The sequence below is a fragment of the Armatimonadota bacterium genome, from assembly GCA_031459855.1.
In the GTDB taxonomy this organism is placed as follows: Bacteria; Sysuimicrobiota; Sysuimicrobiia; order Sysuimicrobiales; family Humicultoraceae; genus Fervidifonticultor; species Fervidifonticultor primus.
This window is the reverse complement of the sequence record JAVKHP010000001.1, coordinates 505,064-531,171: the sequence shown is the minus strand read 5'-3', so window position 1 is coordinate 531,171 and position 26,108 is coordinate 505,064. Positions and strand designations below refer to the sequence as shown.

23 protein-coding genes and 1 tRNA gene are annotated in these 26,108 nt (G+C 73.5%); 23 read left to right on the top strand and 1 reads right to left on the bottom strand.

The window, feature by feature from the left end:
- Positions 1 to 67: 67 nt before the first annotated feature.
- The 18 genes from QN157_02380 (at position 68) to QN157_02295 (ending at position 21,468) form a co-directional block, all read left to right on the top strand.
- Complete coding sequence (locus tag QN157_02380; GenBank protein MDR7554433.1) at positions 68 to 247, top strand: DNA-binding protein; 180 nt, start codon at positions 68 to 70, stop codon at positions 245 to 247.
- A gap of 439 nt (positions 248 to 686) precedes the next feature.
- Positions 687 to 2,978: a DEAD/DEAH box helicase gene (locus QN157_02375; protein MDR7554432.1), complete on the top strand. Its 2,292-nt coding sequence runs from the start codon at positions 687 to 689 to the stop codon at positions 2,976 to 2,978.
- Positions 2,979 to 3,111: 133 nt separating this feature from the next.
- Positions 3,112 to 3,585 carry a TIGR00725 family protein gene (locus QN157_02370; protein MDR7554431.1) on the top strand — a complete coding sequence of 158 codons (474 nt, stop codon included), beginning with the start codon at positions 3,112 to 3,114 and terminating at the stop codon, positions 3,583 to 3,585.
- Between the two features lie 4 nt (positions 3,586 to 3,589).
- Positions 3,590 to 4,576: a 16S rRNA (cytidine(1402)-2'-O)-methyltransferase gene (gene rsmI, locus QN157_02365; protein MDR7554430.1), complete on the top strand. Its 987-nt coding sequence runs from the start codon at positions 3,590 to 3,592 to the stop codon at positions 4,574 to 4,576.
- Between the two features lie 148 nt (positions 4,577 to 4,724).
- On the top strand, positions 4,725 to 5,117 hold the full coding sequence (locus QN157_02360; GenBank protein ID MDR7554429.1) for a DUF2007 domain-containing protein: 393 nt from the start codon (positions 4,725 to 4,727) through the stop codon (positions 5,115 to 5,117).
- Positions 5,114 to 5,887 (top strand): class I SAM-dependent methyltransferase, encoded by a 774-nt coding sequence (locus QN157_02355; GenBank protein MDR7554428.1) that lies wholly within the window; start codon positions 5,114 to 5,116, stop codon positions 5,885 to 5,887. Before QN157_02360 ends, QN157_02355 begins: the two co-directional genes overlap by 4 nt.
- 374 nt (positions 5,888 to 6,261) lie before the next feature.
- Positions 6,262 to 7,218: a hypothetical protein gene (locus QN157_02350; protein ID MDR7554427.1), complete on the top strand. Its 957-nt coding sequence runs from the start codon at positions 6,262 to 6,264 to the stop codon at positions 7,216 to 7,218.
- A gap of 5 nt (positions 7,219 to 7,223) precedes the next feature.
- The gene (locus QN157_02345) at positions 7,224 to 8,336 is read left to right on the top strand and encodes a hypothetical protein (GenBank protein MDR7554426.1); all 1,113 of its coding nucleotides are present in this window, start codon (positions 7,224 to 7,226) and stop codon (positions 8,334 to 8,336) included.
- Between the two features lie 70 nt (positions 8,337 to 8,406).
- Entirely contained in the window at positions 8,407 to 10,512 is a 2,106-nt protein-coding gene (gene metG, locus QN157_02340) for a methionine--tRNA ligase (GenBank protein ID MDR7554425.1), read from the top strand.
- 97 nt (positions 10,513 to 10,609) lie between these two features.
- Positions 10,610 to 11,398, top strand: coding sequence for a TatD family hydrolase (locus QN157_02335; protein MDR7554424.1), 789 nt, complete (start codon positions 10,610 to 10,612; stop codon positions 11,396 to 11,398).
- A 102-nt stretch (positions 11,399 to 11,500) separates the two neighbouring features.
- Positions 11,501 to 12,565: a M48 family metalloprotease gene (locus tag QN157_02330; protein MDR7554423.1), complete on the top strand. Its 1,065-nt coding sequence runs from the start codon at positions 11,501 to 11,503 to the stop codon at positions 12,563 to 12,565.
- Positions 12,566 to 12,910: 345 nt separating this feature from the next.
- Positions 12,911 to 13,564, top strand: a complete 654-nt coding sequence (locus QN157_02325) for a TetR/AcrR family transcriptional regulator (protein MDR7554422.1) — start codon at positions 12,911 to 12,913, stop codon at positions 13,562 to 13,564.
- Positions 13,565 to 13,709: 145 nt separating this feature from the next.
- Positions 13,710 to 15,047, top strand: a complete 1,338-nt coding sequence (locus QN157_02320; protein MDR7554421.1) for an efflux RND transporter periplasmic adaptor subunit — start codon at positions 13,710 to 13,712, stop codon at positions 15,045 to 15,047.
- Positions 15,048 to 15,071: 24 nt separating this feature from the next.
- Positions 15,072 to 18,215 carry an efflux RND transporter permease subunit gene (locus QN157_02315; protein MDR7554420.1) on the top strand — a complete coding sequence of 1,048 codons (3,144 nt, stop codon included), beginning with the start codon at positions 15,072 to 15,074 and terminating at the stop codon, positions 18,213 to 18,215.
- A gap of 78 nt (positions 18,216 to 18,293) precedes the next feature.
- Positions 18,294 to 18,369, top strand: a tRNA-Arg gene (locus tag QN157_02310).
- A gap of 245 nt (positions 18,370 to 18,614) precedes the next feature.
- A complete protein-coding gene (locus QN157_02305; GenBank protein ID MDR7554419.1) occupies positions 18,615 to 18,962 on the top strand; it encodes an SPW repeat protein in 348 nt (115 codons plus the stop codon).
- A gap of 303 nt (positions 18,963 to 19,265) precedes the next feature.
- Entirely contained in the window at positions 19,266 to 20,015 is a 750-nt protein-coding gene (locus QN157_02300; GenBank protein MDR7554418.1) for a sigma-70 family RNA polymerase sigma factor, read from the top strand.
- Between the two features lie 304 nt (positions 20,016 to 20,319).
- Complete coding sequence (locus QN157_02295) at positions 20,320 to 21,468, top strand: iron-containing alcohol dehydrogenase (GenBank protein MDR7554417.1); 1,149 nt, start codon at positions 20,320 to 20,322, stop codon at positions 21,466 to 21,468.
- A 10-nt stretch (positions 21,469 to 21,478) separates the two neighbouring features.
- Here QN157_02295 and QN157_02290 read toward each other — a convergent pair whose 3' ends face one another.
- On the bottom strand, positions 21,479 to 22,882 hold the full coding sequence (locus QN157_02290) for an FAD-dependent oxidoreductase (protein ID MDR7554416.1): 1,404 nt from the start codon (positions 22,880 to 22,882) through the stop codon (positions 21,479 to 21,481).
- Between the two features lie 216 nt (positions 22,883 to 23,098).
- Here QN157_02290 and QN157_02285 point away from each other — a divergent pair, with 216 nt between their 5' ends.
- The 5 genes from QN157_02285 (at position 23,099) to QN157_02265 (ending at position 26,103) form a co-directional block, all read left to right on the top strand.
- The gene (locus QN157_02285) at positions 23,099 to 23,500 is read left to right on the top strand and encodes a hypothetical protein (protein ID MDR7554415.1); all 402 of its coding nucleotides are present in this window, start codon (positions 23,099 to 23,101) and stop codon (positions 23,498 to 23,500) included.
- A 98-nt stretch (positions 23,501 to 23,598) separates the two neighbouring features.
- Positions 23,599 to 23,985 (top strand): hypothetical protein, encoded by a 387-nt coding sequence (locus QN157_02280; protein MDR7554414.1) that lies wholly within the window; start codon positions 23,599 to 23,601, stop codon positions 23,983 to 23,985.
- A gap of 4 nt (positions 23,986 to 23,989) precedes the next feature.
- Positions 23,990 to 24,682: a hypothetical protein gene (locus QN157_02275; protein ID MDR7554413.1), complete on the top strand. Its 693-nt coding sequence runs from the start codon at positions 23,990 to 23,992 to the stop codon at positions 24,680 to 24,682.
- A 9-nt stretch (positions 24,683 to 24,691) separates the two neighbouring features.
- Positions 24,692 to 25,522: a hypothetical protein gene (locus tag QN157_02270; GenBank protein ID MDR7554412.1), complete on the top strand. Its 831-nt coding sequence runs from the start codon at positions 24,692 to 24,694 to the stop codon at positions 25,520 to 25,522.
- A complete protein-coding gene (locus QN157_02265; protein MDR7554411.1) occupies positions 25,519 to 26,103 on the top strand; it encodes a cytochrome c-type biogenesis protein CcmH in 585 nt (194 codons plus the stop codon). The genes QN157_02270 and QN157_02265 overlap by 4 nt, the downstream gene beginning before the upstream one ends.
- The last annotated feature ends 5 nt before the right edge of the window (positions 26,104 to 26,108 follow it).

Below are 26,108 nucleotides of genomic sequence, written 5' to 3'. Positions count from 1 at the left end.
GCAGCATCCAGCGGACGGCGCTACGCGCCGCCGCTGAACCAGAGCGTTAGGCGGAACTGAGGATCTCGTGAGGGCCTTGGACGAACTCGCCAGGATCACGGAGCGTCCCAAGAGCTTCCTGATCCGCAAGGAGCTGGAAGCGTATCTCGCCGAGTATGCCGATTATCAGATCGCCTTGGATCAAGTCCGCGACAGGGGCGATGCCGTCATCTCGAGTGCCGAATTGAGAAAGCGCCTTGGCTTATAAGATCGAGTACAAGGCCTCCGTTGCCAGGGACCTCGAGGGTATTGCCAAAAAGGAGGTCGCGGGAATCCTGCAGAGACCGGAACGGGGACTGGCGGTCCCCTGCTGGTTATTCAAGTTGATCACCCGGTCCGGTAATTCCTGCTCACCCCCAGCTTCGTCTCACCATGCCTCTTCCGCGAAGGCATTGCGCAGCACCGCCACGCGGACCCGTCCCGGGACCACCGTGAGGCAGACGACAGATCGCCGCCCGGCCGGCGGGTTACGGGGAGGTCCCCGCTCACCGGCACGGGAGAGCGTCGCAGGCCGACGGGCGCCCTCGCCGCACCGGGAGTCCGGAGGCGGCCACAGCACGGTGGGCTCGGCGGGGCTCCGGTGCCGACGGCAGGCCGAGGGGCGCTTCGGGGACCGTCGGGCGTCTGCGCCGGCTATACTGAACACGGTGGACTTCGGAGCGTTCCTCGACGAACTGCGCGCGCGGCCCGGCTACCGTGGGCAGATCGCCCATGCCCGGTTCCTCCCACCCCGGCCCGCGCGGTTCGCCGAACCGGCGCCGCCGCTGCCGCCGCCGCTCGCGGCACGGCTGCGCCAGCAGGGCATCGAGCGTCTGTACACCCACCAGGTGGCGGCGCTCGAGGCCGCCCGGCGCGGCGAGCACGTGGCCGTCGTCACCTCTACCGCCAGCGGGAAAACGCTGTGCTACACGCTGCCGGTCCTGGAGGCCCTGCTCGGCGACCCTGCGGCCTGCGCCCTCTTCCTCTTCCCCACCAAGGCGCTGGCCCAGGACCAGCTGGATGGCCTGCGGGCCTTCGGCCTCGACGAGCTGGTGGTGGCGACCTACGACGGCGACACCCCCGCGCGGCAGCGTGCGGCCGCCCGCGACCGCGCCCGCATCGTCCTGACCAACCCCGACATGCTCCACGTGGGCATGCTCCCGCAACACTTCCGGTGGCGGCGCTTCCTTCGAGGGCTGCGGTTCGTCGTCGTGGACGAGATGCACGTCTACCGCGGCGTCTTCGGCTCGCACGTGGCCAACGTGCTCCGGCGCCTGCGCCGGGTCTGTCGGTTCCACGGTGCCGACCCGCGGGTGATCTGCACGTCGGCGACGGTGGCCAACGCCCAGGAGTTCGCCGAACGGTTGCTGGGCGTGCCGGTGACGCTCATCGTCGCCGACGGCGCGCCCACCTGCCCGCGGTGGTTCGCGCTGTGGAACCCGCCGCTGGTCGACGGCGCGGGCCGGCGCAGCGCGCTCGGCGAGGCCACGGCGCTGTTCTGCGAGCTCGTGGCGCGCGGGGTGCGCACCATCGCCTTCACCAAGGCGCGCAAGGTCACCGAGCTCATCGCGCGCTACGCCGTCCGCCGGCTGCGGGAGACGGCACCGGAGGTGGCCGCGCGGATCAGCCCCTACCGGGCTGGCTACCTGCCGGCGGACCGCCGGCAGATCGAACGCCGGCTCTTCAGCGGCGAGCTGCTGGGCGTCGTGGCGACCAGCGCGCTGGAGCTGGGGATCGACGTAGGCGGCCTGGACGCGGCGCTGCTGGTGGGCTTCCCGGGCACGATCGCGTCGACCTGGCAGCGCGCCGGGCGGGCGGGGCGGGGGACCGCCCCGGCGCTGGCCGTCCTGATCGCCCAGGACGACGCGCTCGACCAGTACCTCGTCCGCCATCCCGACTACCTCTTCGAGCGACCGTGCGAGCAGGCCATCGTGGACCCGCAAAACCCCTACGTTCTGGCGCGCCACCTCCGGTGCGCCGCGGCCGAGCTGCCCCTGGTCGACGGCGATACAGCGCTGTTTGGCGAGCGCACCCGCGAGTTGCTCCCGCTGCTCGTCGAGGCCGGCGAGCTGGTGGCGCGGCGGGGGCGGTGGTACTACGTGGGGCGCCAGCGCTACCCGGCCCAGGACGTGGACGTCCGCACGGCCTCGGGCGCCACGTTCCGCATCGTGGGGCCGCGGCGGGTGACGCTCGGCACCGTGGACGAAGCCCGCGTCTTCGAGCAGACGCACCCCGGGGCGATCTACCTCCATCAGGGAGAGACCTACCTGGTGCGCGCGCTCGACCTGGAGGCCCGCATCGTGGAGGTCGAGCCCGCAGCCGCCGACTACTACACCCAGCCGCGCACCACCATCGACCTGACGATCCGCGCCGTGCGGGCGGCCCGGCCCTGGGGGCCCACCATGCTGCACTTCGGCGACGTGGACGTCACGACCCGGGTCATCGGGTTCGCGCGCAAGCAGCTCTTCACCGATACCACCATCGACGTAGTGCCGCTGGACCTGCCTGCCCGGACGCTGGCCACGACGGCGCTGTGGATACCGATCCCCGAGGACCTCGAACACCGGGTGCGCGACACGGGGGGCGACGTCGCCGGCGCCATCCACGCCGTCGAGCACGCGGCGATCGGGGTGCTGCCGCTGTTCGCCATGTGCGACCGGTGGGACCTCGGCGGCGTGTCCTACCCGCACCACCCGCAGGTGGGCGGTGCGGCGATCTTCATCTACGACGGGCACCCCGGCGGGGTGGGCATCACCGAGCGCGGCTACCGGCTGATCGACGCGCTGATGGCCGCGACCCGCGAGGTGATCGAGGCGTGCCCCTGCGCCGGCGGGTGTCCCGCGTGCATCCAGTCGCCCAAGTGCGGCAACCTCAACGAACCGCTCGACAAGCGCGCCGCCCTGCTCGTGCTGGACGGCCTGCTGGCGCCCGCGCCGGCCGCCGCCACGCCCCGTCCGTGAGATGCGGCTGGTGGTACGGTGGAGGCCGGCGCCGGTGTCGCCCGATGTGGCCGCGGCTGCGGTGGGAGGCGGAGGCCGGTTCCGCCCACTGCAAGCGCGGCCGCCGCGGGACGCCCGCCGCTGATGCAGTAGGATGCGAACGCTGATTGCCGTCATCGGGGAGAGCCGCCTCGCCGACCCCGCGCACGGGGTCCTGGCCGAGGAGGTGGGGCGGCGGATCGCCCAGGCCGGCTGCGGGCTGATCTGCGGCGGGTTGGGCGGCGTGATGGAGGCCGCCTGTCGCGGGGCGCGCGCCGCCGGCGGCCTCACCATCGGCGTGCTGCCCGGCGACGATCCGCGCGAGGCCAACCCGTTCGTGGACGTGGCCATCGCCACCGGCAGCGGCCAGATGCGCAACGTGATCATCGTGCTGTCGGCCCGGGCCGTGATCGCCATCGGTGGCGGCGCGGGCACGCTGTCGGAGATCGGGCACGCCCTGCGGGCGGGCCGGCGTGTGGTGGGGCTGCGCACCTGGGAGGCCAGCATCGCCGGGCAGGCCGCGCCGGTGCTGCGCGTCCGCACGGCGGAGGAGGCGGTGGCGGCGGCGCTGGGCGCCGCCGGCGCGTAGCCTCATGCCCGGGACGCTCTACCTGGTCGCCACCCCCATTGGCAACCTGGAGGACCTGACCCCGCGCGCGGCCCGCGTGCTCCGCGAAGCCGCGCTGATCGCCTGCGAGGATACCCGTCGCACCCGCGGGCTGCTGGCGCACCTGGGCATCGCCGCACGGCTGGTCAGCCTGCACGAGCACAACGAGCGCGCGCGCATCCCCCAGCTGCTGGCGGCGCTGCGGCAGGGCGCCGACGTCGCGGTGGTCTCCGACGCGGGCATGCCGACGATCGCCGACCCCGGGGCGCGCCTGGTGGCTGCGGCGGCGGCCGAGGGCCTGCCCGTGGTGGCCGTCCCCGGGCCGAGCGCGGTGACGGCTGCCGTGGCCCTGGCCGACTTCCCGGTGGAGCGATTCGCGTTCGTGGGCTTCCTGCCGTCGCGCGCCGCCGAGCGTCGACGCGCGCTGGCGGCCCTGGCATCCCTGCCGATGGCGCTGGTGATCTTCGAGGCACCCCACCGCGTGCACGCCACGCTGCGCGACCTGGCCGCGGTGCTGGGCGCGCGCCGCCTGCTGCTGGCGCGGGAGCTGACCAAGGTCCACGAGGAGGTGCTGCGCGGCACCGCGGAGGAACTCCTCGCCCGGCTTCCGGCGCGCGTGCGGGGCGAGATCACGCTGGTCGTGGCCGGCGCGCCGGCCCAGCGCCGTCGTCTGGCCGCCGACGCGGCGACGCGCGTCACGGCGGAGGGGTGCGCGCCGGGGAGCACGGAGACCAGCGGGGAAGGCCCGGGCGATCTGGGAGGCGTGTCGGTAGGGGGCGGCGTGGCAGGGCCTGATGTGAGGGGCGTAGATGCGACGATGTCCCCCACAGAGTTCATCCGGCGTCTGCGGGAGGCCGGGCTCTCGCGCCGGGACGCCGCACGGGCGGCTGCCGTGGCCTACCGCCTGCCGGCGCGTGCGGCGTACCGTCTGGCGGCACAGACCGATGGCGACCCGGGGGCGCCTGAGGGGTAGCCCGAGGCCGGGAGAACGCCGGAGAAATAGGGTCAGCACGAGGAGCGCAGGGCTTTGCCATGGAACGCGAGCGTCACGCGGACCCTGCTGTTTCAAGAGAAAGGGCCGGCAGAACAGCGCGGGGCTTTGCCAGAGGCCTCGGGGCGAGGTGAGTGACACGCGCCACGCGCACGGCGTGCTCCGGACCGTCCTCGCCTGGTGCCAGCGGCTCGTGCGTGCCGTGCCTGCCGGCCCCGCCGGCCTGTGGCGACCGCCACGGGATCTCGTGAGCGTGCACGGGGCCACCGGCGAGTTCGAAGCGGTCGCCGTGCGCGATGCCCTGCGAGCCGCCGGCCTGCAGGCGATGGTGCGGTCGCGGCGCATTCCGGGGTACGAGGTGCCGACCATGCGGGGCGATCAGGCGGGCATCTGGGCCGAGGTCCTGGTGCGCGCCGAGGACGAAGACGAGGCGCGCCGCGTGGTCGCCGAGTACCTGGCGTCCCTGCGGCCTGCGGACGATAGCGACGTGCTCCGGCCTCCGTCGGACGACGCACGGCCATGACCCGCCCCCGCGACTGGTGGCGCGACGTCTTCGACCGCCCTGCGTTCCTCGAGCTCTACGAGCGCGGTGACGTCGAGCGCGCGCGCCGCCAGGTGGACCAGGTCCTCCGGCTGCTGGGCGAGGGCGAGCCGCTGCGGCCCCCGGCCCGCATCCTGGATGTCTGCTGCGGCTACGGCCGGCACGCCGTGGAGCTGGCACGGCGCGGGTTCGCCGTCACCGGCGTCGACGTCTCGCCGGTGCAGATCGCGCGTGCCCGGCGCCGGGCGGTCGAGGCGGACGCGCCAGCGCGCTTCGTCGTCGGGGACGCGCGCGCGCTCCCGGTGCGCGGGCCGTTCGATTCCGCCATCAACATGTTCCTGTCGTTCGGCTACTTCGCCACCGACGAGGAGCACCAGGCGATGCTCGACGGCATCGCCCGGACCCTGGGCCCCGGTGGCCGGCTGCTCATCGACTTCTGGAACCGCGAGTACGAGCTGCGCACCTTCCAGCCCGTCGTGGTCGACCGCCGCGCCGACGGGATCATCGAGATCGAGGACTGGTCGTTCGACGCCCTGGGCGGGCGGCTGAACTGGACCAACACCGTCATCTTCCCCGATGGCCGGCGGGAGACCTGGGCCCACTCGATCCGGGCCTTCACGGTGGTCGAGGTGCGGCGGATGCTGGAGGCGGCGGGGTTCGAGCGGGTGGCCGTGTATGGCAGTCTGGACGGGGAGCCCTACACGATGGACGCGGAGGCGGCGGTGTTCGTCGCGACGCGCACGCGTCGTTGACACGCGCTGACCCGCGTCCCTAGAATGAGGCCAGTCCGATATCGTGACGGCGATGACGGAGCGGGAGTAGGCGGCGGGCCGGCCGGAGCGAGCCGGGACGGGTGTGAGCCGGTGGCGGGACGTCGCCGAACATGGCTTCCGAGCCTTCGGGCGAACGCACGACGCCTGTAGTCCGAACGGCGTGCCCCCGAGACCGGGCACGGGTGGTCGATGACCACCCATCGAGGCGTCTGCCGCGAGGCCGGCGCGCATCCTGGTGGTACCACGGAGCCCTTCCGTCCAGTTCGGGCGGGAGGGTGTTTGTTTGCCGGGCCCACGGGCGGGGGCGACAGGCAACGACATGGAGCAGGACAGGGCAGGACAGGGAGGAGAGCATGCCGGCAGCGCATCTCGTGGGCATCTTCCCGCGCTCGGAGCGCGTGGTCGAACTGAGCCGCGCGGTCGACCGCGGCCGGGCCACGCCCGACGAGCTGGCGGCAGCGGTGGCCGCCGACGAGCGGGCCGTGATCGCGCTGCAGCAGGAGGCCGGGCTCGACTACGTGCTGGACGGCCTGCTGCGCTGGCAGGACCTGCTGCGGCCGATCGCCAGCGGCACGCCGGGTATGGCGCCGGGCGGCATCGCGCGGTGGTTCGACAACAACACGTTCTACCGGCGCCCGGTGATCACGGGGCCCCTGGAGCCGACCGGGCGCGCGGTCCTGGCGGTCCTCAACCTGCCGGCCCTGGCGGGGTTGCGGTGGAAGGCCGTGCTGCCGTCGCCGTTTACCCTGGCTGCTCTGGCCGACAACCAGTCGGGCCGTTCCTTCGAGCAGGTGCTGGCCGACTGCAGCGCCGTGGTGCGGGCCGAGGCGCGTGCGCTGGTCGCGGCGGGCTGCGTCTACGTGCAGTTCAGCGATCCGGTGCTGGTGACCCGCGCGACGCGCGCGGACGTCCAACGCGCGCGGGGGGCGCTGGAGCCGGTCACAGACGGGCTGGGCGCGCGCACCGCGCTGCACACCTTCTTCGGCGACGCCGCGGCGTTGCTGGACGAGCTCGTGCGGTTCCCGGTGGACGAGGTCGGCGTGGACCTCTACGCCTGGGACGCCGACGGTGGCCGTCCGGTCGCGCGCGGCAAGACCGTGCTGGCCGGCGCGCTGGACGGGCGCAACTCCCTGCTGGAGGACGTGGACCTGCTGGTGGACCAGGCGGTGGGGCTGTGGCGGGCGGTGGACGCCGACGACGTGGCCCTGGTGCCCAACTGCGACCTGGAGTTCCTGCCCTGGGACGTGGCGGTGGCCAAGACGCGCCGGTTGGGGGAGGCCGCGGCGGCGCTGCGGGCCCGCGGGAGGTGACGGCGGTGGCGACCAAGCTGTTTCCGACCCAGGAGATCGGCAGCCTGGCCAAGCCCGGGTGGCTGGTCCGGGCGACCCGCGGGCAGCCCGCGACCGACGCCGACCTGGCGGAGATCGACCGGTGGGCACGGGTGCTGGGCATCGAGGGCGTCGACGACCTCAAGGCGCTACTGCGCTCGCCGGCGCCCGACCGCGAACGCGTGCGCGACTGGGCCGCGCTGTTCGCCGTGCGCTTCCTGGAGGCGGCCGGGCTCGACGTGGTGTACGACGGCGAGGCCCGCCGCGTGGAGATGTACGAGTACGCGGCGCGGCGCATCCACGGGTTCCGCTTCTACGGCCACGTGCGGTCGTTCGACAACAAGTACTACCGCAAGGCCGCCGTGGTGGACCGGGTGCGCCTGACCGCGCCCTTCCACGTGGACGAGCTGCGGTTCGTGAAGGCGGTGGCGCGCCGCCCCGTGAAGGTCCCGGTCACCGGTCCCTACACCCTGGCCGACTGGTCGTTCAACGAGTACTACCTGCAGGCCCAGGGCGGCGGGACCCGCGACCTCAAGCGTCGTGCGTGGGAAGCCAAGCGCGCCCTCACGCTGGACCTGGCGCGGGAGGTCGTGAACCCGACGCTGCGGGCGCTGGCCGCGGCGGGCGCCGACTGGATCCAGGTGGACGAGCCGGCAGCCACCACCCACGCCGACGAGGTGCCGATCCTGGTCGAGGCCTTCAACGAGGCCGTGCGCGACGTCCCGGCCAAGCTCAGCATCCACGTCTGCTACAGCGACTACCGGCTGCTCTACCCCCACATCCTCGGGATGCGGGTGGACCACCTGGCGCTGGAGTTCAAGAACACCGGCGACTACAACATCGTTTCGATCTTCAAGGACTACGGCGACACGCGCGAGTTGGGCCTGGGCGTGCTCGACGTGCACTCGGACGTGATCGAGACACCCGAGGAGATCCGGGACCGGTTGCTGGAGGCCGCCCGCGTGCTGGGTCCGGAACGGCTCTGGGCGAATCCCGACTGCGGCCTGCGTACGCGCACCTGGGACGTGGCCTTCGCCAAGCTACGCAACCTGGTGGAGGGTGCGCGGCTGGCCCGGGAGGCGGTGGGCGCCGGCGCGTAGGGCGCCGGGCGCGCTGAGGCGGGCGGGGGCTGGCGGAGCCCGGTGGTCCGACCCGCGAGGAGGACCGAGCATGGACGCGTTCTACATCACCACGGCCATCGACTACGTCAACGCCAGCCCGCACATCGGGCACGCGTACGAGAAGATCGTGGCCGACGCCCTGGCCCGGTACCACCGCCTGTTCGGCCGGCGGGTCTTCTTCCTGACCGGCACCGACGAGCACGGGCAGAAGAACGTCACCTCGGCCCAGGCCGCGGGTCAGGACGTGCGTGCGTTCGTCGACGCCAACGCCGCCCGCTTCCGGGCGCTCATCGACCTGCTGCACCTCTCGTGCGACGACTTCATCCGCACCACCGAGGCGCGCCACGCGGCCGGCGTGCGCGCGCTCTGGGCCCGCGTGGCGGCCGCCGGCGACCTGTACAAGAAGAACTACCGCGCGCTCTACTGCGTGGGGCACGAGGCCTTCGTCACCCTCAGCGACCTGGTGGACGGCCGCTGTCCCGACCACGGCACCGAGCCGGTGGTGATCGAAGAGGAGAACTACTTTTTCCGCCTGTCCAAGTATCGACCGCAGCTGCGCCGCCTGTTCGAGGACCGGCCCGACTTCGTCGTCCCCGCCGCTCGCCACGCCGAGATGCTGCACCTCATCGACACCCTCGAGGACATCTCCGTCTCGCGGCCGGTGGAGAAGCTCGCCTGGGGCATCTCCGTCCCCGGCGACCCCGGGCACGTCGTCTACGTGTGGTTCGACGCGCTCACCAACTACATCTCGGCCATCGGCTTCGGCGGCGACGAGGCGCGCTTCCGCCAGTGGTGGCCGGCGCACCACCTCATCGGGAAGGACATCAACCGGTTCCACTCGCTGCTGTGGCCGGCCATGCTGCTGTCGGCGGGCCTGGAGCCGCCCCGTCAGGTGCTGGTGCACGGCTTCCTCACCGTCGAGGGGCAGAAGATGAGCAAGACGCTGGGCAACGTCGTGGACCCCGCCGACGCCATCCGCGAGCTGGCGGCGCGCGCTGGCACCGACACGGCAGTGGCCGCCGACGCCCTGCGCTACTTCCTGCTGCGCGAGATCCCGTTCGGCGAGGACGGCGACTACAACCGGGCCGGCCTGATCCAGCGGTTCAACGCCGACCTGGCCAACGACTACGGCAACCTGCTGCACCGGACCCTTGCCCTGGTGACGCGGCACTTCGACGGCCGCCTGCCCGCCCCCGGTGCCGAGGAGGGCGGCGACGGCGCGCTGCGGGCGCTGGCCCGGGCCGTGGTCGACGCCGTGCCCGGGCACGTGGCGCGGGCCAACCTCTCGCTGGCGCTCGCCGACGTCTGGCGGCTGCTGGCAGCGGCCAACAAGTACCTGGACGAGGAGGCCCCGTGGGCGGCCATCCGGCAGGGGCGAGCCGTGCGTGCGGGTGCCATCCTCTACAACACGCTGGAGGCGGTGCGCGTCGTGACCATCCTGCTGCACCCGGTCCTGCCGGTGGCCACGCAGCGGGTCTGGCGTCAGCTGGGCGTGGCGGCGTCGCTGGAGGCCCAACGCCTGGACGACGCGCGCCGTTGGGGCGGGCTGGAGGCGGGCCGGCCCGTGGCGCCGGGTGCGCCGGTGTTCCCGCGGATCGACGTGCGCGGGTCCGCGGCGGCTGCCACGACGTCCGTACCCGCAGACGCCGCCCGTCCGCCCCGGCGCGGCGGGACGGTGCCAGACGGCGCCGCGCGGCCAGGCGCAGCACTGCCTGGCGCGGAGGCCGGCCGCCCCGCCGAGGGCAGGACCCCCGGTCGCAGCCCGGGCACCGGAGGCGAGCCGTCTGGCCGCCATGTGGCCCTGCCGGACGAAGGAGGACGTGGGATGCCCGAGATCAGCATCGAGGAGTTCCGCCGCATCGACCTGCGGGTCGCAGAGGTGACCGCCGCCGAGCGCGTGCCGGGCACCGACAAGCTCCTCCGGCTCACTGTCGATCTGGGCGACGAGGTGCGCACGATCGTGGCGGGCGTGGCGGCGCAGTACGCGCCCGCCGACCTGCTCGGCCGCAAGATCGTCGTCGTCGCCAACCTCCAGCCGCGTCGCGTCCGTGGCGTGGAGTCGCGCGGCATGTTGCTGGCGGCCACCTGGGGGGACGACGAGGTCGCGCTCGTGGGCGTGGACACCCGGGCGCCCAAGGGCGCACGGGTCACCTAACGGCCACCAACCGGCCATGGCTCGGCGGGCGGACTTCACCCCTGCGGTAGCCGGAACGCCCCCGGCCTGAGGCCGTCCGATCTGGTAGACTGAAACGGTGACCCTCGATCTCGTCGATACCCACGTGCACCTCGACGACGCCGCGTTCGCGCCGGATCTCGACGCGGTGCTGGCGCGGGCGCGCGGCGCCGGGGTCCGGGGGTTCGTCAGCGTGGGCACCTCCGTCGCCTCCAGCCGTCGCGCTGTAGCCCTGGCCGCCCAGCACGGCGACATCTACGCGGCGGTGGCCATTCACCCCCACGACGCCGCGGAGGCCACGCCCGAGGCGCTGGCGGCGCTGGCGGACCTGGCGCGGCACCCCAAGGTCGTCGCCATAGGCGAGACCGGGCTCGACTGGTACCGTGACTTCGCGCCGCGGGACGCGCAGCTTGGCGCGCTGCGCGCACACCTGGACCTCGCCCGTCAGCACAGCCTGCCCGTCATCGTCCACTGCCGCGAGGCGTACGCCGACGCGCTGGACGTGCTGGCGGCCTACCCGGACCTATGCGTGATCATGCACTGCTTCTCGGGGTCGCTCGAGGTGGCGCGCGTCTGTCTGGACCGCGGCTACTACCTCGGGCTGGGCGGGCCGGTGACGTACCGGAACGCGCGGCGGGCGGTGGAGGTGGCCCGGTACGTGCCGCCCGACCGCCTGCTGCTGGAGACCGATGCGCCCTACCTGCCCCCGGAGCCGCACCGGGGGCGGCGCAACGAACCAGCGTACCTGCCGCTCATCGCGCAGGCGGTCGCCCGCGCGCGGGACGTGGCCCCCGGCACGGTGGCCGAGCTCACCAGCGCCAACGCCCGTGTGGCGTTCGGGCTGGGGCGGCCGGCCGTGCGGGAGTGAGTGCTCGCGATGGGGTGCACAACTCCGCGCGCCGCCGGTGCCGCCGGGTTGCGATCCGGCCATCGGAGACGAAGCGGGAGGGCCCTGCGACGCCTCTGCGTCGTGTTGCTCGCCGCCCTGATGCTGCCAGCCGCGTGGCCGTCTGCCGCGGGCGGCGCGTCCGCCGACGACTACGAGGTCCGCATCGGCCGCCAGGGCGCCGCGGCGCTCGAGAGCCGGTTTGCGGTCGTCACCGACCAGACGGTGGTGGAGCGGCTGACCCGCATCGGCCGCGCCATCACGCCCCATACCGAACGTCCGCGTCTGCCCTACACGTTCAAGGCCGTCCAGTCGCCACAGGTCAACGCGGTGGCGCTGCCCGGTGGCTTCGTTTACGTCACCACCGGCCTGCTGCAGTTCGTCCGGACCGACCACGAGCTGGCGGCGGTCATCGCCCACGAGGTCGCCCATGCGGCGCGGGGGCACGGGCTGGAGATGATGCGCCGGGCCAACCGCGCGGCCTTCGTGACCATCCTGGTGGCGGTGTTCACCGGCGATCCAGCCCTGGGTGCCGGCGCCCAGGTGGTGGCGACCGGCTTGCTGGCGGGCTACACCCGCGACCTCGAGCGCGACGCCGATCTGGCGTCGATCGCGTACCTGACCCGGACGTCCTACACCCCCGTGGGAGTGCTCACGGTGATGGAGCGGCTCCGCCGGCTCGAGCAGCTGAGCCCCAGGCCCTCGCTGGGCGCCTTCGCCGAGCACCCCACCGTCGAGGAACGCATCCGCTACATCGAGGCCGAACTCCGCGCCCGGGGGATTCCGATCAACCGCCGGCTGGCCGCCAACTACCTGGCCCTCACGGTGAAGGAGACGAGCGAGGGCGGGGTGACCTACGCCGAACTGTTCGTCAACGACCGGTCGATCGTGCGGCTGCCGGAGGTGGCGCGGGTCCGCGAGGCGGCCGACCTGCTCGACCGGCTGTTCGACCAGGACCTGGAGCCGTACGAGGTCCTGCTGCGCGAATCGCCGGGAGGATGGTCGATCGTCGCGCGGGGATGGCCGGTGCTCCGCTTCACCGCCGCCGATGCGCCAGGCGGGTCGGCGCGTGAGCTCGCCGCGGCGGTGCACTTTCGCCTGCGCGCCGCGATCGAGGACGACATCCGCCGCCGTAAGCTCTCGGGCTGAGCTCCCCCGACGCTGGCGAAATCTCCGCCCTGCCCGCCTCTCACGTCGTGCATGGTCGGCACATAGGGTGATCCACTCCCCGCCCGCTACAGCCGACGGACCGTCTCCGTCTTGCCGCCTCTTACCTCGGGAGTGGCGGGCGCGCACGCCGAGTGTGCATGGGAAGTACGGGGGTGCCGAGCGTGCGTGCCGAGCGTGCGTGCCGAGCGCGTGGCCCTTGACGCTCGCGCCTTGAGGATGTAACTTACTAGACGTTTAGCAAGTTATGACGCTGTGGAAACCGCGAGGGCTCTGTGCGGGCGTGCCGTGCAGGCCCTCTGGTGCAGAGCCTCCCAGGAGCAAACGATGTCGGTCGTCCATACGGGGTCTCGGCCAACGGGGCGCAGGCGGAATCCGGCAGCCACGCGCGAGGCCATCCTCAACGCGGCGGAGCGCCTGTTCGCACAGAAGGGGTACGAAGCGACCAGCCTGGGCGAGATCGGGCGTGCCGCCGGGGTTTCGCGCGGGACGCCGGGCTACTTCTTCGGCTCCAAGGAACGGCTCTACCGCGCGGTGCTGGAACGCGCGCTCGGCGCCGCCCGCGAGGTCCTGACCCGGGCGCGGGCGCGGGCAGCGGCTGCAGGTGGCGGGCCCGAGGCGCTGCTGGGGGAGGGCATCGCCAGCTACCTGGAGTTCCTGGCAGCCCGGCCGACGTTCGTGCGCCTGATCGAATGGGAGACGCTGTCTGGGGCCCGGTTCCTCGGCACCTCGCCCGCGCACATCGGTGGCCTGCGGGACGCGCTGGCCCTGACCCAGGAGGAACTCGCGCGCGGTGCGCTTCGTCCGGCAGATCCGGTACACCTGCTGCTGAGCGTGATGGGCATGTGCTGGTTCCCCTACGCTCACGCGGATGCGCTGGCACGCTCCCTGGGACTCGATCCGCGGACGCCGTCGTTCCTGGCAGCGCGACGGGCGCACATCGTCGACCTGCTGCTGCACGGGCTGCTGCCCCGCGGTTAGCCCGGCGGGTTCCCGCCGGCGCGCCGGCCGTTGCGGGCAGGGCGTCCAGGGGAGGCGAGGAGGCGGGACGGCGATGCGTGAGCGCGCTCAAGTACCGCGCGGTCTCGCCGGTCGGCCTCAAGCGAGGTGAGGAGGGACGACGTCGATGCGTCGCTGGTGGATCGTGGTGGTGCTCGTGGGTGCTGTCGTCGGGCTGATCGCGCTGCGGGGCCGCCAGCCGGCAGTCGCGCCCGTCGTGGCCGAGCCGGCTGCGGTGCCGGTGGAGGTGGCCCCCGCGGCGGTGGGCCCTGTGGCCCGGACCGTCGAGGTCACGGGGACGGTTACGTCCGCGCGGCTGGCCGAAGTCTTCCCCAAGGCCAGCGGTCGCGTGGTCCGGGTGTACGTGCAGGATGGTGCGCGGGTGGCCGCCGGGCAGCCGCTGGTCGCGCTGGACGCCGCCGATCAGCGAGCCGAGGTCGCCCAGGCGGAGGCCGCGGTCGCCGCAGCCCAGGCCCGGCTGGCTGCCCTCCTGGCGGGGCCGCGGCCGCAGGAGAAGCAGGTCGCCAGCAACGCCGTCACCCAGGCGGAGGAACAGGTGCGTATGGCCGAGACCCAACTCGCCCTGGCCCAGGCCGCCGCGCGCCTTGCCGAAGACACCCTGCGCCGCCAGGAGCAACTCTACCGGGACGGTGCCGTGGCCCAGGTGCAGGTGGACCAGGCGCGGCTGCAGGCCGAGGAGGCGCGGGCGCGGGTGCGCACCGCGCAGGCCCAGCTCGACGCCGCGCGCACTGCCCTCGACTCCGCGCGCCAGCAGCGGGCGATCGTCGAGGAGGGGCCACGCGAGGAGGAGATCCGCGCGGCGCGCGCCCAGGTGGCGCAGGCGCAGGCCGCGCTGGCCTTCGCCCGGCAGCGGCTGGCCAACATGGTCATCCGGGCGCCGTTTCCCGGCCGGGTGTCGCAGCTCACCGCGAGTGTCGGCGACTACCTGGTGTCGGGCGACTTCGCCGGCCGGGCGGGCTTCGTGGCCATCGTCTACGACGACCGGCAGCTGGAGGTGGAGGTGAAGGTCGGGGAACGCGACCTGCCGCTGCTGGCCCCGGGCCAGCCGGCGGTGCTGCGTCTGGAGGCCGCCCGGGGAACGCCGGTGCCAGCGGTGGTCCGCGTGATCTCTCCGGCCGCCGACCCGACGACGCGCACGGCGACGGTCCGACTGCGGCTGCACGGAGCCGTGGACGCGCCCCCGGGGACGTTCGCCAGGGGTGAGATCGTGGTCGAGCGGCGGGAGCGCGCGGTACTGGTGCCCAGGACCGCCGTGGTCGTCGACGGGCGGCCCGTGGTGCGCGTGGTCGCGGGCGACCGGGTCGAGGTGCGTCCGGTGGTGCTGGGGCTCGTGCAGGCCGACCGGATCGAGGTCCGCGACGGGGTGGCACCCGGCGAGCAAGTGGTCGTGCTGGGGCCCGAGGCGTTGCCCGACGGCACCCGCGTGCGCGTGGTGCAGCGGTAGCCACGGGGAGAGGAGCAGCAGGCCATGTCGCTGTCGGCACTTGCCGTCCGCCGGCCGGTCTTCACGCTGATGCTCACCAGCGCCCTGATGGTCCTGGGGCTGGTGTCCTACACGCGCCTGCCCGTGGAGCTGTTCCCCAACGTGCAGTTCCCCTACGTCACGGTGACGGTCGTCTACCCCGGCGCGGGCCCCGAGGAGATCGAGCAGCTGGTCGCCAAGCCACTGGAGGAGCAGCTGTCGAGCCTGGCCAACGTGCGCGAGGTGCGCACGCTGGCCAGCGAAGGCACCACCATCGTCGGCGTGCAGTTCGAACTCGGCACCGACCTCGACGCGGCCACCGCCGACGTGCGGCAGCGCGTCGAGATCGCCCGGGCCCGCTTCCCCCGCGACGTCCAGCAACCCATCGTCCAGAAGCTCGACATCGGCGCGCAACCGGTGATGAACCTGGGCATGGGCGGTGCGCGCTCGTCCCGTGAGCTGCGCCGGCTGGCCGACGAGGTGGTGAAGCCGCGCCTGGAGCGCGTCCCGGGCGTGGCGGCCGTGAGCGTGACCGGCGGGCTGGTGCGCGAGGTCCGGGTCGAGGTGGACCTGGACCGCCTGCGGGCCTACGGGCTGACCCTGGCCCAGGTCGAGGACACCCTGCGGGCCGAGAACCTCAACGTGCCCGGCGGCAAGATCACCGAAGGGCCCCGGGAGGTCCTGGTGCGCCTCACCGGGCAGGTGGCCAGCCTCGACGAGATCGCCGCCCTGCGCATCCTGCGTCGCGACGGCACCACGGTGCGGCTGGGGGAGGTGGCCACCGTGCGCGACGTGACCAAGGATCCGGAGCAGTTCACCCGCCTGAACGGCCGCGACAGCGTCGGGATCAGCATCCAGAAGCAGGCGGGGGCCAACACCGTGGCGGTGGCCGATGGCGTGCGCAAGGCGCTGGCCGAGCTGCGCCGCGGGCTGCCCGGCGACGTGACCTTCGGGGTGGCGCAGGACCAGTCGCAGTTCGTCCGCTCGTCGGTCGCCGATGTGCAGAGCAACCTGGCCCTGGGCGCCGTGCTGGTGGCCGTGGTGGTCTTCCTGTTCCTCCACAACGCCCGCAGCACCCTGATCATCGCCCTGGCCATGCCCACCGCCGTGGTGGCCACGTACCTGCCCATGTTCTTCTCGGGGTTCACGCTCAACATCATGTCGCTGCTGGGGCTGGCGGTCTCGGTGGGCGTGCTGGTGGACAACGCCATCGTCGTGACCGAGAACATCAACCGGCACCTGGCGCTGGCGCCGACGCCGACCGAGGCGGCGCGGGTCGGCGCCGGGGAGATCGAGGCGGCAGTCATGGCCAGCGCCATGACCAACGTGGCGGTCTTCGTGCCCATCGCGTTCACGCGGGGCATCGTCGGGCAGTTCTTCCGGCAGTTCGGGCTAACGGTGGTCTTTGCCAACCTCCTGTCGCTGTTCATGGCGTTCACGCTGACCCCGATGCTCTCGGCCCGGTGGTTGCGGCCCCCCGCGCGGTCCCGCGGCCGCCCGGCGCGGCTCTTCGACCGGTGGGATGCGGCCTACGCAAACCTGGCGACCCGCTACCGCGGCGGGCTCGCCTGGGTGCTGCGCCACCGCGGGCTGACCCTGGGCGCGGCGGCAGCCGCCTTCGTGGCGAGCCTGGCGCTCCTGGCATCGCCACTGGTGGGCAAGGAGTTCTTCCCGACCGCTGACACCGGCGAGTTCCGGGTGCGGATCGAGATGCCGATGGGCTCGTCGCTGGCCCTGGCCGACCGCGCCGTGCGGCGCGTCGAGGCCGTGCTGGCCACGGTGCCCGAGGTCGAGACCTTCTTCACGCTGGTGGGCGGGCAGCAGGCGGGCTTCGGGTTCCAGACGCCCGGCGCCCAGATCGGCGAGGTGTTCGTGAGCCTCGTCGACCGCAGCCGGCGTCAGCGCTCGCTGCAGGAGGTCATGGACGACGTCCGCAGCCGGCTGCGGGATCTGCCCGCGGCCAAGGTCAAGGTGTCACCGGGCGGCGAGATGGGCGGCCAGGCCCCGATCCAGGTCGAGGTGGTGGGGCCCGATGGGACGCAGCTGGCGGCACTGGCCGCGCGCGTCGAGCAGATCGTGCGTGCCACGCCCGGCACCATCAACGTGGACAACACCCTGGCTCCTGGCAAAGGCGAGCTCCAGGTGGTCCTCGACCGCGAGCGCGCCGCGCGGCTGGGGCTGAACGCGGCGCTGGTGGGCAGCGCGATCCGCACCGCCGTCGAGGGCGCCGCGGTCACGCGCTACCGGGTGGGCGGCGACGAGGTGGACATCACCGTGCGCGCCCGCCCGGAGGACCGCGCCGCCGCCGCGCGCCTGGGCGAACTGGCCGTGGGCGTGGCGCCCGACGGCACGCCGATCCGCCTGCGCGACGTGGCCGCCGTGCGCGAGGCGCGGGGGCCGGCGTCGATCATGCGCAAGAACCGGGTGCGCATGGCGCTCGTCACCGCCGACCTGACCGGCCGCCCGCTGGGCGCGGTGGTGAACGATATCGCCCGCCAGACCGCGGCCCTGGCGCTGCCCCCGGGCTTCGCCGTCAACTTCGCCGGCGAGGCGCAGTTCCAGGCCGAGTCGTTCCGCGACCTGCTGCTCTCGCTGGCGCTGGCGATCGTCTTCGTCTACATGGTGATGGCGGCGCAGTTCGAGTCGTTGCTGCACCCCTTCGTGATCCTGTTCACGCTGCCGCTGGCCGCGGTGGGGGTCTTCCCGCTGCTGGCGGCTACCGGCATCCGGGTGAGCATCATGTCGCTGCTGGGCATCATCATGCTCACCGGCATCGTGGTCAACAACGCCATCATCCTGGTGGACTACACCAACCGGCTGCGGGCGCGCGGCCTGCCCCGGCGCGATGCCCTGCTGGAGGCCGGCGCGACGCGCCTGCGGCCGATCCTCATGACCTCGGTCACGACGATCCTGGGCGGGCTGCCCGTGGCGCTGGGGCTGGGCACGAGCGGGGCCGAGTGGCGCCGGCCGCTGGGGATGGCCGTGCTGGGCGGGCTGACCACCTCGACGTTTCTGACGTTGTTCGTGATCCCCGCGGTATACGCGCTCGTCGACGATCTGGTCGGCCGCGTGCGCCGCCGACGGGAGCCGGTGCCAGACGAGCACGAGCGGCCGCCGGTCCCGGTGGCGGGCGGCGACGAGGGTACGTGAGGCGCGCACCTGCCGCGGGCGGGCGTGCGTGCGTGCACGTGTCTTCCAGAAGTGGCGGGTGCTATAATGACCAGTGATGCGCCCGTAGCTCAGCGGATAGAGCGGCGGCCTCCGGAGCCGTAGGTCGGGGGTTCAAGTCCCTCCGGGCGCGCCAGTATCCTGCACCGCGTGCAGGGCGCTACCGCATGTTCCCCGTGTGTCCCAACGAGTAGCGGCCGGGCTGCGGCCAGGACGTGAGGCCGTGGGGCCCGGGCTTCACCGGAATCCGGGCCAGCGGCGGGAGGCATTGCCTGATCGACGACCCATGAGGGCGGTGGGCTTGCAGAACGCCGCGCGGTGTGCTTCCAATGGACGGGGGAGGCCGCGAGGGTCGCCGGGACGCACGGGAGGTGATGAGGGATGGTCTGGGCTAACGTGGTCAACGCGTTGGTCGGGATCTGGTTCATCATCGCACCGTTCGTCCTCGCGTACAGCGACCAGCGCGCCGCACTCTGGCTCAGCGTGCTGGGCGGTGCGATCCTCCTGGTGCTGGCCGGGTGGGCTGTCGTCAACGAGGCGGCCCGCAAACAGCGGTGGATCCAGTACGTCAACGGCCTCGTGGGGATCTGGTTCATCATCTTCCCCTACGTCCTTGCCCTGACCGCGCGGCCGAACGTCACCTGGACCTCCGTGGTGGGCGGGCTGATCGCGCTGGTGCTCAGCGCCTGGCTGGCGTTCAGCGTCTTGCCGAAAGAGGTCCACGCGTAAAGGCCGTCCCCGGCGGCCCCCGGCTTCCTCCGATGCCCCTGGCGTCTTCTGGGACGCCGTTCCGTGCAGGATCGCCGGCTGCGCTTGCGAAATTCTTAGTGGCACTGGACATCAATTACGGCACCGGCGACGTTGGTCGCTGGGGCACGCAGTGTTCTTGCGCGACCGCATCCATCGTTGAGGCGCTTCTTGCGCTGTCTCGGGGCGATCGCCACTGGGGTGTGGCCCTGGCCGCCACCGTAGAGGCGTCACCGCGGGTGTCTAGCCGGCTGTCCGGCGGGGAACGCCTCCCAAGGGGTATCGATGACCGCGTCGCTGCCGTCAATCGACGAACTGGCCGCCCTGTACGCTCGCACGCGCGCGCCCGATGTGCGGGCGCACCTGGTGGACGCCTGCGTTCCGCTGGTGGAGGCCCTGACCGCGCGGTTCCGGCGGATACCGAGCGAGGCCGAGGACTTGCGCCAGGTGGGCTACCTGGGACTGCTGCAGGCCCTGGAGACCTACGATCCCACCCGCGGGGTGCACTTCGCCACGTACGCCCGCCCGATCATCCGCGGACACCTCAGTCACTACCTGCGCGACATGACCGGCACCATCCGAAAGCCGCGCTGGCTGCGGGCCATCGAGCGGGATCTGGCCGCGCACGTGGAGCGCTTCGTGGCCACCCATCGCCGCTACCCGAGTCTGGAGGAGCTGGCCGCGGCCCTCAACGTCACGGAGGCGGGTCTGCTGGAGATCCTGCGCGCCCGCGCCGCCGTCCGGACCACCTCGCTGGACGCGGAGGAGGAAGACGAGGACGAGCCCGACATCGACCGCCGGCTGATCCGCCACCGGGCGTACGCGTCGTTCCAGCTGCCCATCGAGGACCGTATCGCGCTGTACGACGCCATCGACCGGCTGAGCGCGTTGCAGCGCCGCGTGATCTACTACCTGTTCTTCCACGACCTCACCCAGACGGTGGCGGCGGCGCGCCTGGGCATCTCGCAGAAGCACGTGTCGCGGGCGCTGGCAGCGGCCCTGAGGCGGCTGCGCCAGCACCTCGCGCCACCCTGAGTCGAGCCACATCGTGGCAGGCGGGTCCGGGCTCCCTCCACGCGCGGGTGTCCGTGCCCCATCCATCGGTTTGGGACGACGACCGCTCCAACGTGCGGGCGTGACGGCGGGCCCACGCCGGGCGCGTGGGCCGCGGGGCGGCCGGGGACAGGGCAGGGAGGGGCACGCTCCCGGCGAAGCCTTTGGCCGATGCCGGAACCCATTCGCTGCCCTTTCTGCGGCCATCCCGCCGAGCCCCTCGGGTCGTGCAGGCTGCTGTGCCGGCGGTGCCGGCGGATCATGGGCACCTGCGGCGACTGATCGCATGGACGTGCCTCCGCCCCAGGTGCTCTACGGCCCTTCGTGGGTCACCATGGGCCGCGGGGCGCTCGAGCGCCTGGCCGATGTCCTCCGCGGGCTGGGGATCGCGCCGGGACGCGTGCTGGTGGTCACCGACGCGACGCTCGCCCGGCTGGGTCTGCCCACGCGCGTGATGGACCTGCTCACCGCGGCAGGCTTCGAGGGCAGCGTCTTCAGCGACATCACCGGCGAGCCCACCGACGAGGTCGCGGAGGCCGCAGCCGCCCGTGCGCGGCAGGTCCACCCGGTGGCGGTGATCGGCGTCGGCGGGGGCAGCGCGCTGGACGTGGCCAAGCTGGCCGCGGTCGCGCCGACGAACCCCGGCGCGATGGTGGAGTACTTCACCGGCCGCGCGTTCGGCGCGCCCCCGGTGCCCCTCGTGCTCGTCCCGACCACCGCCGGCACGGGCGCCGAGGCCAGCCGCAACGCCGTCGTCACCCGCGGCGGGGTGAAGGTGTTCACCGGCGGCCCGCAGCTGGTCGCGCGCGCGGCGATCCTCGACCCCGACCTGACGGTGAGCCTCCCGCCCGCGGTCACGGCGTGGACCGGGATGGACGCCATGAGCCACTGCTTGGAGGCGATGCTCTCCACCAACGCCACCCCGCTGACCGATGCCGTGGCTGCCCAGGGCCTGCAGCTCGTCCGCACCTTCCTGCCCCGCGCGTACGCCGACGGTGCCGACATGGCGGCGCGGGCGCGGATGCTGGTGGCCGCGTTCCTCGGCGGGTTGAGCCTGAACGCCGGCATGGTGCTGGGGCACTCGATCGCCTACACGCTGGCCAACCGTCTGCACCTGGCCCACGGGTTGTCGTGCGCGCTGGCGCTGCCGGCGTGCATCGCCTACAACGCAGCGGCGGCGGGGCTGCACGGGGTCGCCCGTGCCCTGGGCGTCCCCGACGACCCTGCCGCGGTGCTCCGCGACGTGCTCCGGCTCGAGGCCGACGTGGGGATTCCGACGGCATGGCGCGACGTGGGCGTGCGGACCGCCGACCTCCCTGCCATGGTCGACGAGTGCCTGACGCGGTACCCGCGGCCGAACAACCCGCGGCCGCTGGAACGTGAAGCGCTGCTGCGTCTGTACGAGCGCGCCTGGGCGGGCGCGCTGCTGGACTGACGCCTGCTGCCTACGGGCGTCCGGCCAGGTAGGCGCCCTGGGCAACCAGGGAGAGCTGCACCTGCCGCATCAGGGCCGGGGTCGCGGCCACGGCGTGGGGTGTGCACGCGTGCTGCGCGCACAGGGCCGCGGCCACGCCGGCCGCCTGTCCCAGGGCCATGACCGTCGGCACCACGCGCGCCGAGCCGTGCGCCTCGCTGGTGGCGGAGAACGCCCGCGAGGCAACCAGCAGGTTCTCGACGCCCAGGGGGACGATGGCCCGGAAGGGGATCGTGTAGACGCGGGCCACCGGCAGAAACGGGTTGCGCCAGTTGGCGTGGTAGGGATGCAGGTCGATCGGATAGGACGCCACGGCGATGCGGTCGTCGAAGACGCGTTCGGTGCGGATATCGTCCGCGGTGAGCGTGTACAGGCCGGCCACGTGCCGCGTCTCGCGCACGTAGAGCGCCGGCGCGTGGTCCACCAGGCGCGCGGCTTCGAATCCGGGTACGCTCGCCCGCAGGTATGCCACCAGGCGCGGCAGTTCGTCGCGCGCGATCTGTAGCCCCGCGGCCACCGACGCGGGGTCGAGGCCGTCGACCTCGGTGACGTTCAGGGCGTTGATCAGGACCGTGCCGTCGCTGTGCCGGGCCAGGTTCAGCGGGTACAGCACCACCCGCGGGTGGCCGGGCCGGTAGTCCGCCGCGACGTCGGGGTAGCCCCAGGCGGTCCGCTCGGCCACGCCCCAGGTCACGCTGTCGCCGTCATCGGTACGGGCGGCGATGTCCGTCCGCAGGCGCTCCCAGTCGACGCCCGCCACGCGGAAGATCAGCGTGGCGGCCTGCATCCAGCGTTCGCCGCCCTGGTAGCCGGCGCGCCCGACCTCGAACGGCACGCCCGCCGCGGCCGCGACGTCGCCGTCGTCGGTCGCGTCCACGACGTGGCGCGGGAGGATACGTGTGGCGCGGCGCCACGGGCGTGCCACGAGGTCCACGGCGGTGATCCGGCCCTGCACCACGTGGACGCCCGCCACGGACGTTGCGAGGCTGGCGCGCGCCCCGGGATGGCGCGCCAGCAAGCGCCCGAGCACGCGCGGGGCCGCCTCGGGGTCGAAGGAGATCCCGAGCGCATCCAGCACCTCCAGGAAGATGCCGCGGACGAGGGGCTCGCCATTGGGTCCCAGGCTCAGATCGAAGGTGGTGAGCCACGCGTACGTGAGGATGCCGCCCAGACGGTCGGCCGGCTCCACCAGCAGCACCGACGCGCCCGCACGGGCAGCCGCCACCGCGGCAGCCACCCCGCCCGGCGTGCCGCCGACGACCAGCACGTCCACGCGCTCGACGGGCAGCATCGCGGGCGTGGTGGGCGCTGTTGCGCCCGCGACGACGAGGACCACGACGAAGCTGACGGTGACGACGAGGACAAGCCCGCGCATCGGCCTCCACGGGTGTTCGCCGGTGCCGGTCGGTGCCCTCCTCACGGGCCGGCGGGGCGCCGGGGACGCTGCTTCACGCTTTCAGTCGAGTAGTCAGGGTAGTCGGGGCTCCTCACGGGCCGGCGGGGCGCCGGGGCGCTGCAGTGGCAGGGGCGTACTGGTGTGACGTGGAACGAACACCCGGGCCCCGGCAGTCAGGGTTCCCGGAGCGCGTGCATGTTGGGAGCGATCCACGCCAGTCCTCTCCTGCTCTATGGCGCCCTGGCGGGCAATCTGGTGCTCGTCGTGGCCGCGGCGCTCGCCATTCCGGGCAATCGCCCGCTGGGCGGGTGGTTCTGGGGCACGGTGCACCTGGTGGCGGTGCTGGTCGTCGTGCAGGCCGTCGCGGGGCTCGGGGCGTATCTGGACGGCGGTCAGCCGGGCAGGGGCCTCCACCTGCTCTACGGGCCGCTCGCAGGCGCCGGCGCGGTGGTGCAGGTGGCCCTGCGCCCTGGCGGGGGCTTGCGTCGGCGCTATGCAGGCGCGCTGGCCGGTCGGGAAGCCCGGGTCCTGGCGCTGGTCTGCCTCACCGAGCTCGGCCTGCTGGCCAGGGCGTGGATGACGGGGCTCGGGCGCTGAACGCCGCCGCCTGCGACACCCGCGCAACCTGTTGTGACACGCCAGGGAGGTGGCGGCAGCGTGAAGGCCGGCCCGAGTACGCGAGCACCGGCTGCCGCATGACTGAGTCGATCCGCCCGCCGCGCGCCGTGCCGGCGCGGCGCCCCTGGCCAGGCCGCGCGAAACTCGCCGCCCGACTACGCGAGCTCCTCCGTCGCGAGTTCGGTGCCGACGACGCGTGGATCGTGCACGCCGGCAACCGCTGCCGGTTGGAGGTGCGGGTGGGCTGGCGCATCGTCGTGCTCCTCGACGAATCTGCAGCGACCTTCTGGACGCGGTTCTACGTGGAGGCGCCCCGTCGGGTACGCCTGGGCCGCCGCGTGCTGCAGCACACGCAGCGGGGGCAGCGGGAGTTGCGCGAGCTACTGTCCGGCCTGTGGGCCGCGCGCGTGGGTGCGCCGGTGCCGCGGCCACCGATTCCCCGTCCCCTGGTGCAGGAGTCCTGAGGCGATGGATGGCGTTGCCGTCGCGATCGCCGTCGTCTTCGCCCTCGTCGGGATGGGCGTCCTCGCGGGGCGACGGATGGTGGCGCGTGCCGTCCTGTGGGTGTGCGTGGCGGCCGGCGCGATCGGCGGGGTGATCGCGCGGGAGGGCGCGCATCTCGCGTGGGAGTGGGTGAGCCCGGTGGGCGCGCTCTACCGCAGCGTAGCAGCCACACCCGCGCAGACGATGCTGGCCGCGGCCATCGGCGAGCTCGTGAAAGCCACCGTCCCCCTCGCCCTGGTCGGCGTCGTGCCGTCCGACGGTGTGGCGGCGATGGCCTACGGCGCCGGGGCGGGCGCGGGGTTCGCGGTGGTGATCACGCACCTGGAGCAGGGGCTCGCCGGGGCCCTGCGGCTCGTCGGGTCGCCGATCACCACGCCGCTGACGACGGTGCTGGCCGTGACGGGCTACCTGTTTCCGGTGCTCCTGCACACCGGTACGACCGCGTACGTGGCGCGCGCCGGCGTGCGGGGCGGGCTGGGCGCGGCGTTCCTGCTGGCCTGGGCATTACAGGTGGCCTCGGGCCTGGCGGCCCGCCTGCCGCTGGTCGGCGGGATTCCGGTCGGGCGCGCGCTGGGCGCGGCGCTGGCCGTCGCCCTCGTCACCGTCCTGTGGCGGGTGCGCCTGCGCGCGGAACGCCCTGCGGTCGCCGTCGACTGACGCCCGCGGATGGCCGTGCAGCCGTCGCCAGGACCGCCCGCCGATCCGCTGGTGGAAGGCTGGACGGCGCTGCGCGCGTTCTTCGCCGAGGGCGTCGATGCGCTGGCGCGGGCACTTGCGGCCTTCCGGGCCGCCGAGGCTGCCGTGCGTGCCGCCCACGACCCCGCCCGGCTGGAGGCCTGGCTGCTGGGGCTGGCCACGGCGCTGCGCTACACGCGCCAGCCGGAGGCGATGGAGACCGGGCTGATCCGCGCCCGCGAGCTGGTGAACGTCACCGCGCGAGCGCAGTCCGAGGAGGCGGCCGTGCCCCACCGCACGCTCGTGGAGGCCCTGTGCGCCGAGCTGGCCGACGTGGTCCCGCAGGACGCCGCACGGTACCTGGACCAGGGCCTGGCCTACTCCGAGCGCACGCTGCGGCTCGCCCGTGCCGCGGGGCGCGACGTATGGCTCGCCCTCGCCCAGGCCAGTCGCGCCGAGCTGCTCCGCCGCAGGGCGGCCGACCGTCGCGAGCGGCTGCGGGCCGTGGCGCTGCACAAAGACGCCAGGGCCCGTTGGCCGGCGGAGGATCGCGCCGGACGCGCCCAGGCCGCGATCGGGTACGCGGAGGCGCTGGTGGGAGCCGGAGACGCTGCCAGGGCCGAGCTCGTCGCCCGCGAGGCGGTCACCGTGCTGGCGGGGCAGGGGGATCGCTACCACGAGGCCGCGGCGCGCCTGGCCCTGGCGCGGGCGCTGTACGCACTCGACCGGTCGGAGGCGTTCGACGAGCAGGCGGCGGCCGTGGAGCTGTACCGCCGGCTGGGGTGCCGGTGGGAGCAGCGGCGCGCCCAGGTGCTGCGGTGACGGCGGCGATGGGCGCGCGGGTGCGCGGGCGGGCCGGCGCGTGCCTGGGGCGGGTGCTGCCACTTGGACTGCCCGTCGCGGTGGTGGCAGCAGTGGCGGTGGGCCTGGGCGTTGCAGGCGCGCTGACGTGGGAGGCGAGGCCGGCCTGGGCCGCGCCCACGCTCGACGATCAGGTCTACGCCATCGCGCGCGAACTGCGCTGTCCCGTGTGCGAGGCGCAGACGGTGGCCGAGTCCGACGCCGAGCTCGCGCGGCAGATGCGCGCGGAGATCCGCGCGCGGCTGGCCCGGGGGCAGTCACGCGAGGAGATCATCGCGTACTTTGTCGCGCAGTTCGGCGACGGGGTGCTGGCTGCGCCGCCGGCGCGGGGGCTGGGGTTGTTCCTGTGGGTCTTCCCGGGGCTGGCCCTCGCCGCGGGCGCAGCGGTCGTGTGGGCGTTCCTCCGGGCGCACCTGCCGCCGGCTCGCGGCGCGCCGCCGGGCAGCGCCGGCATCCGGCGCGCCGTAGCACACCACGCCGGCGACGCGCCCCCTGGTCGGTCGGCGTCCGAGGGCCCTGCGGGGCGGCAGGCGCGGGAGTGAGCGCG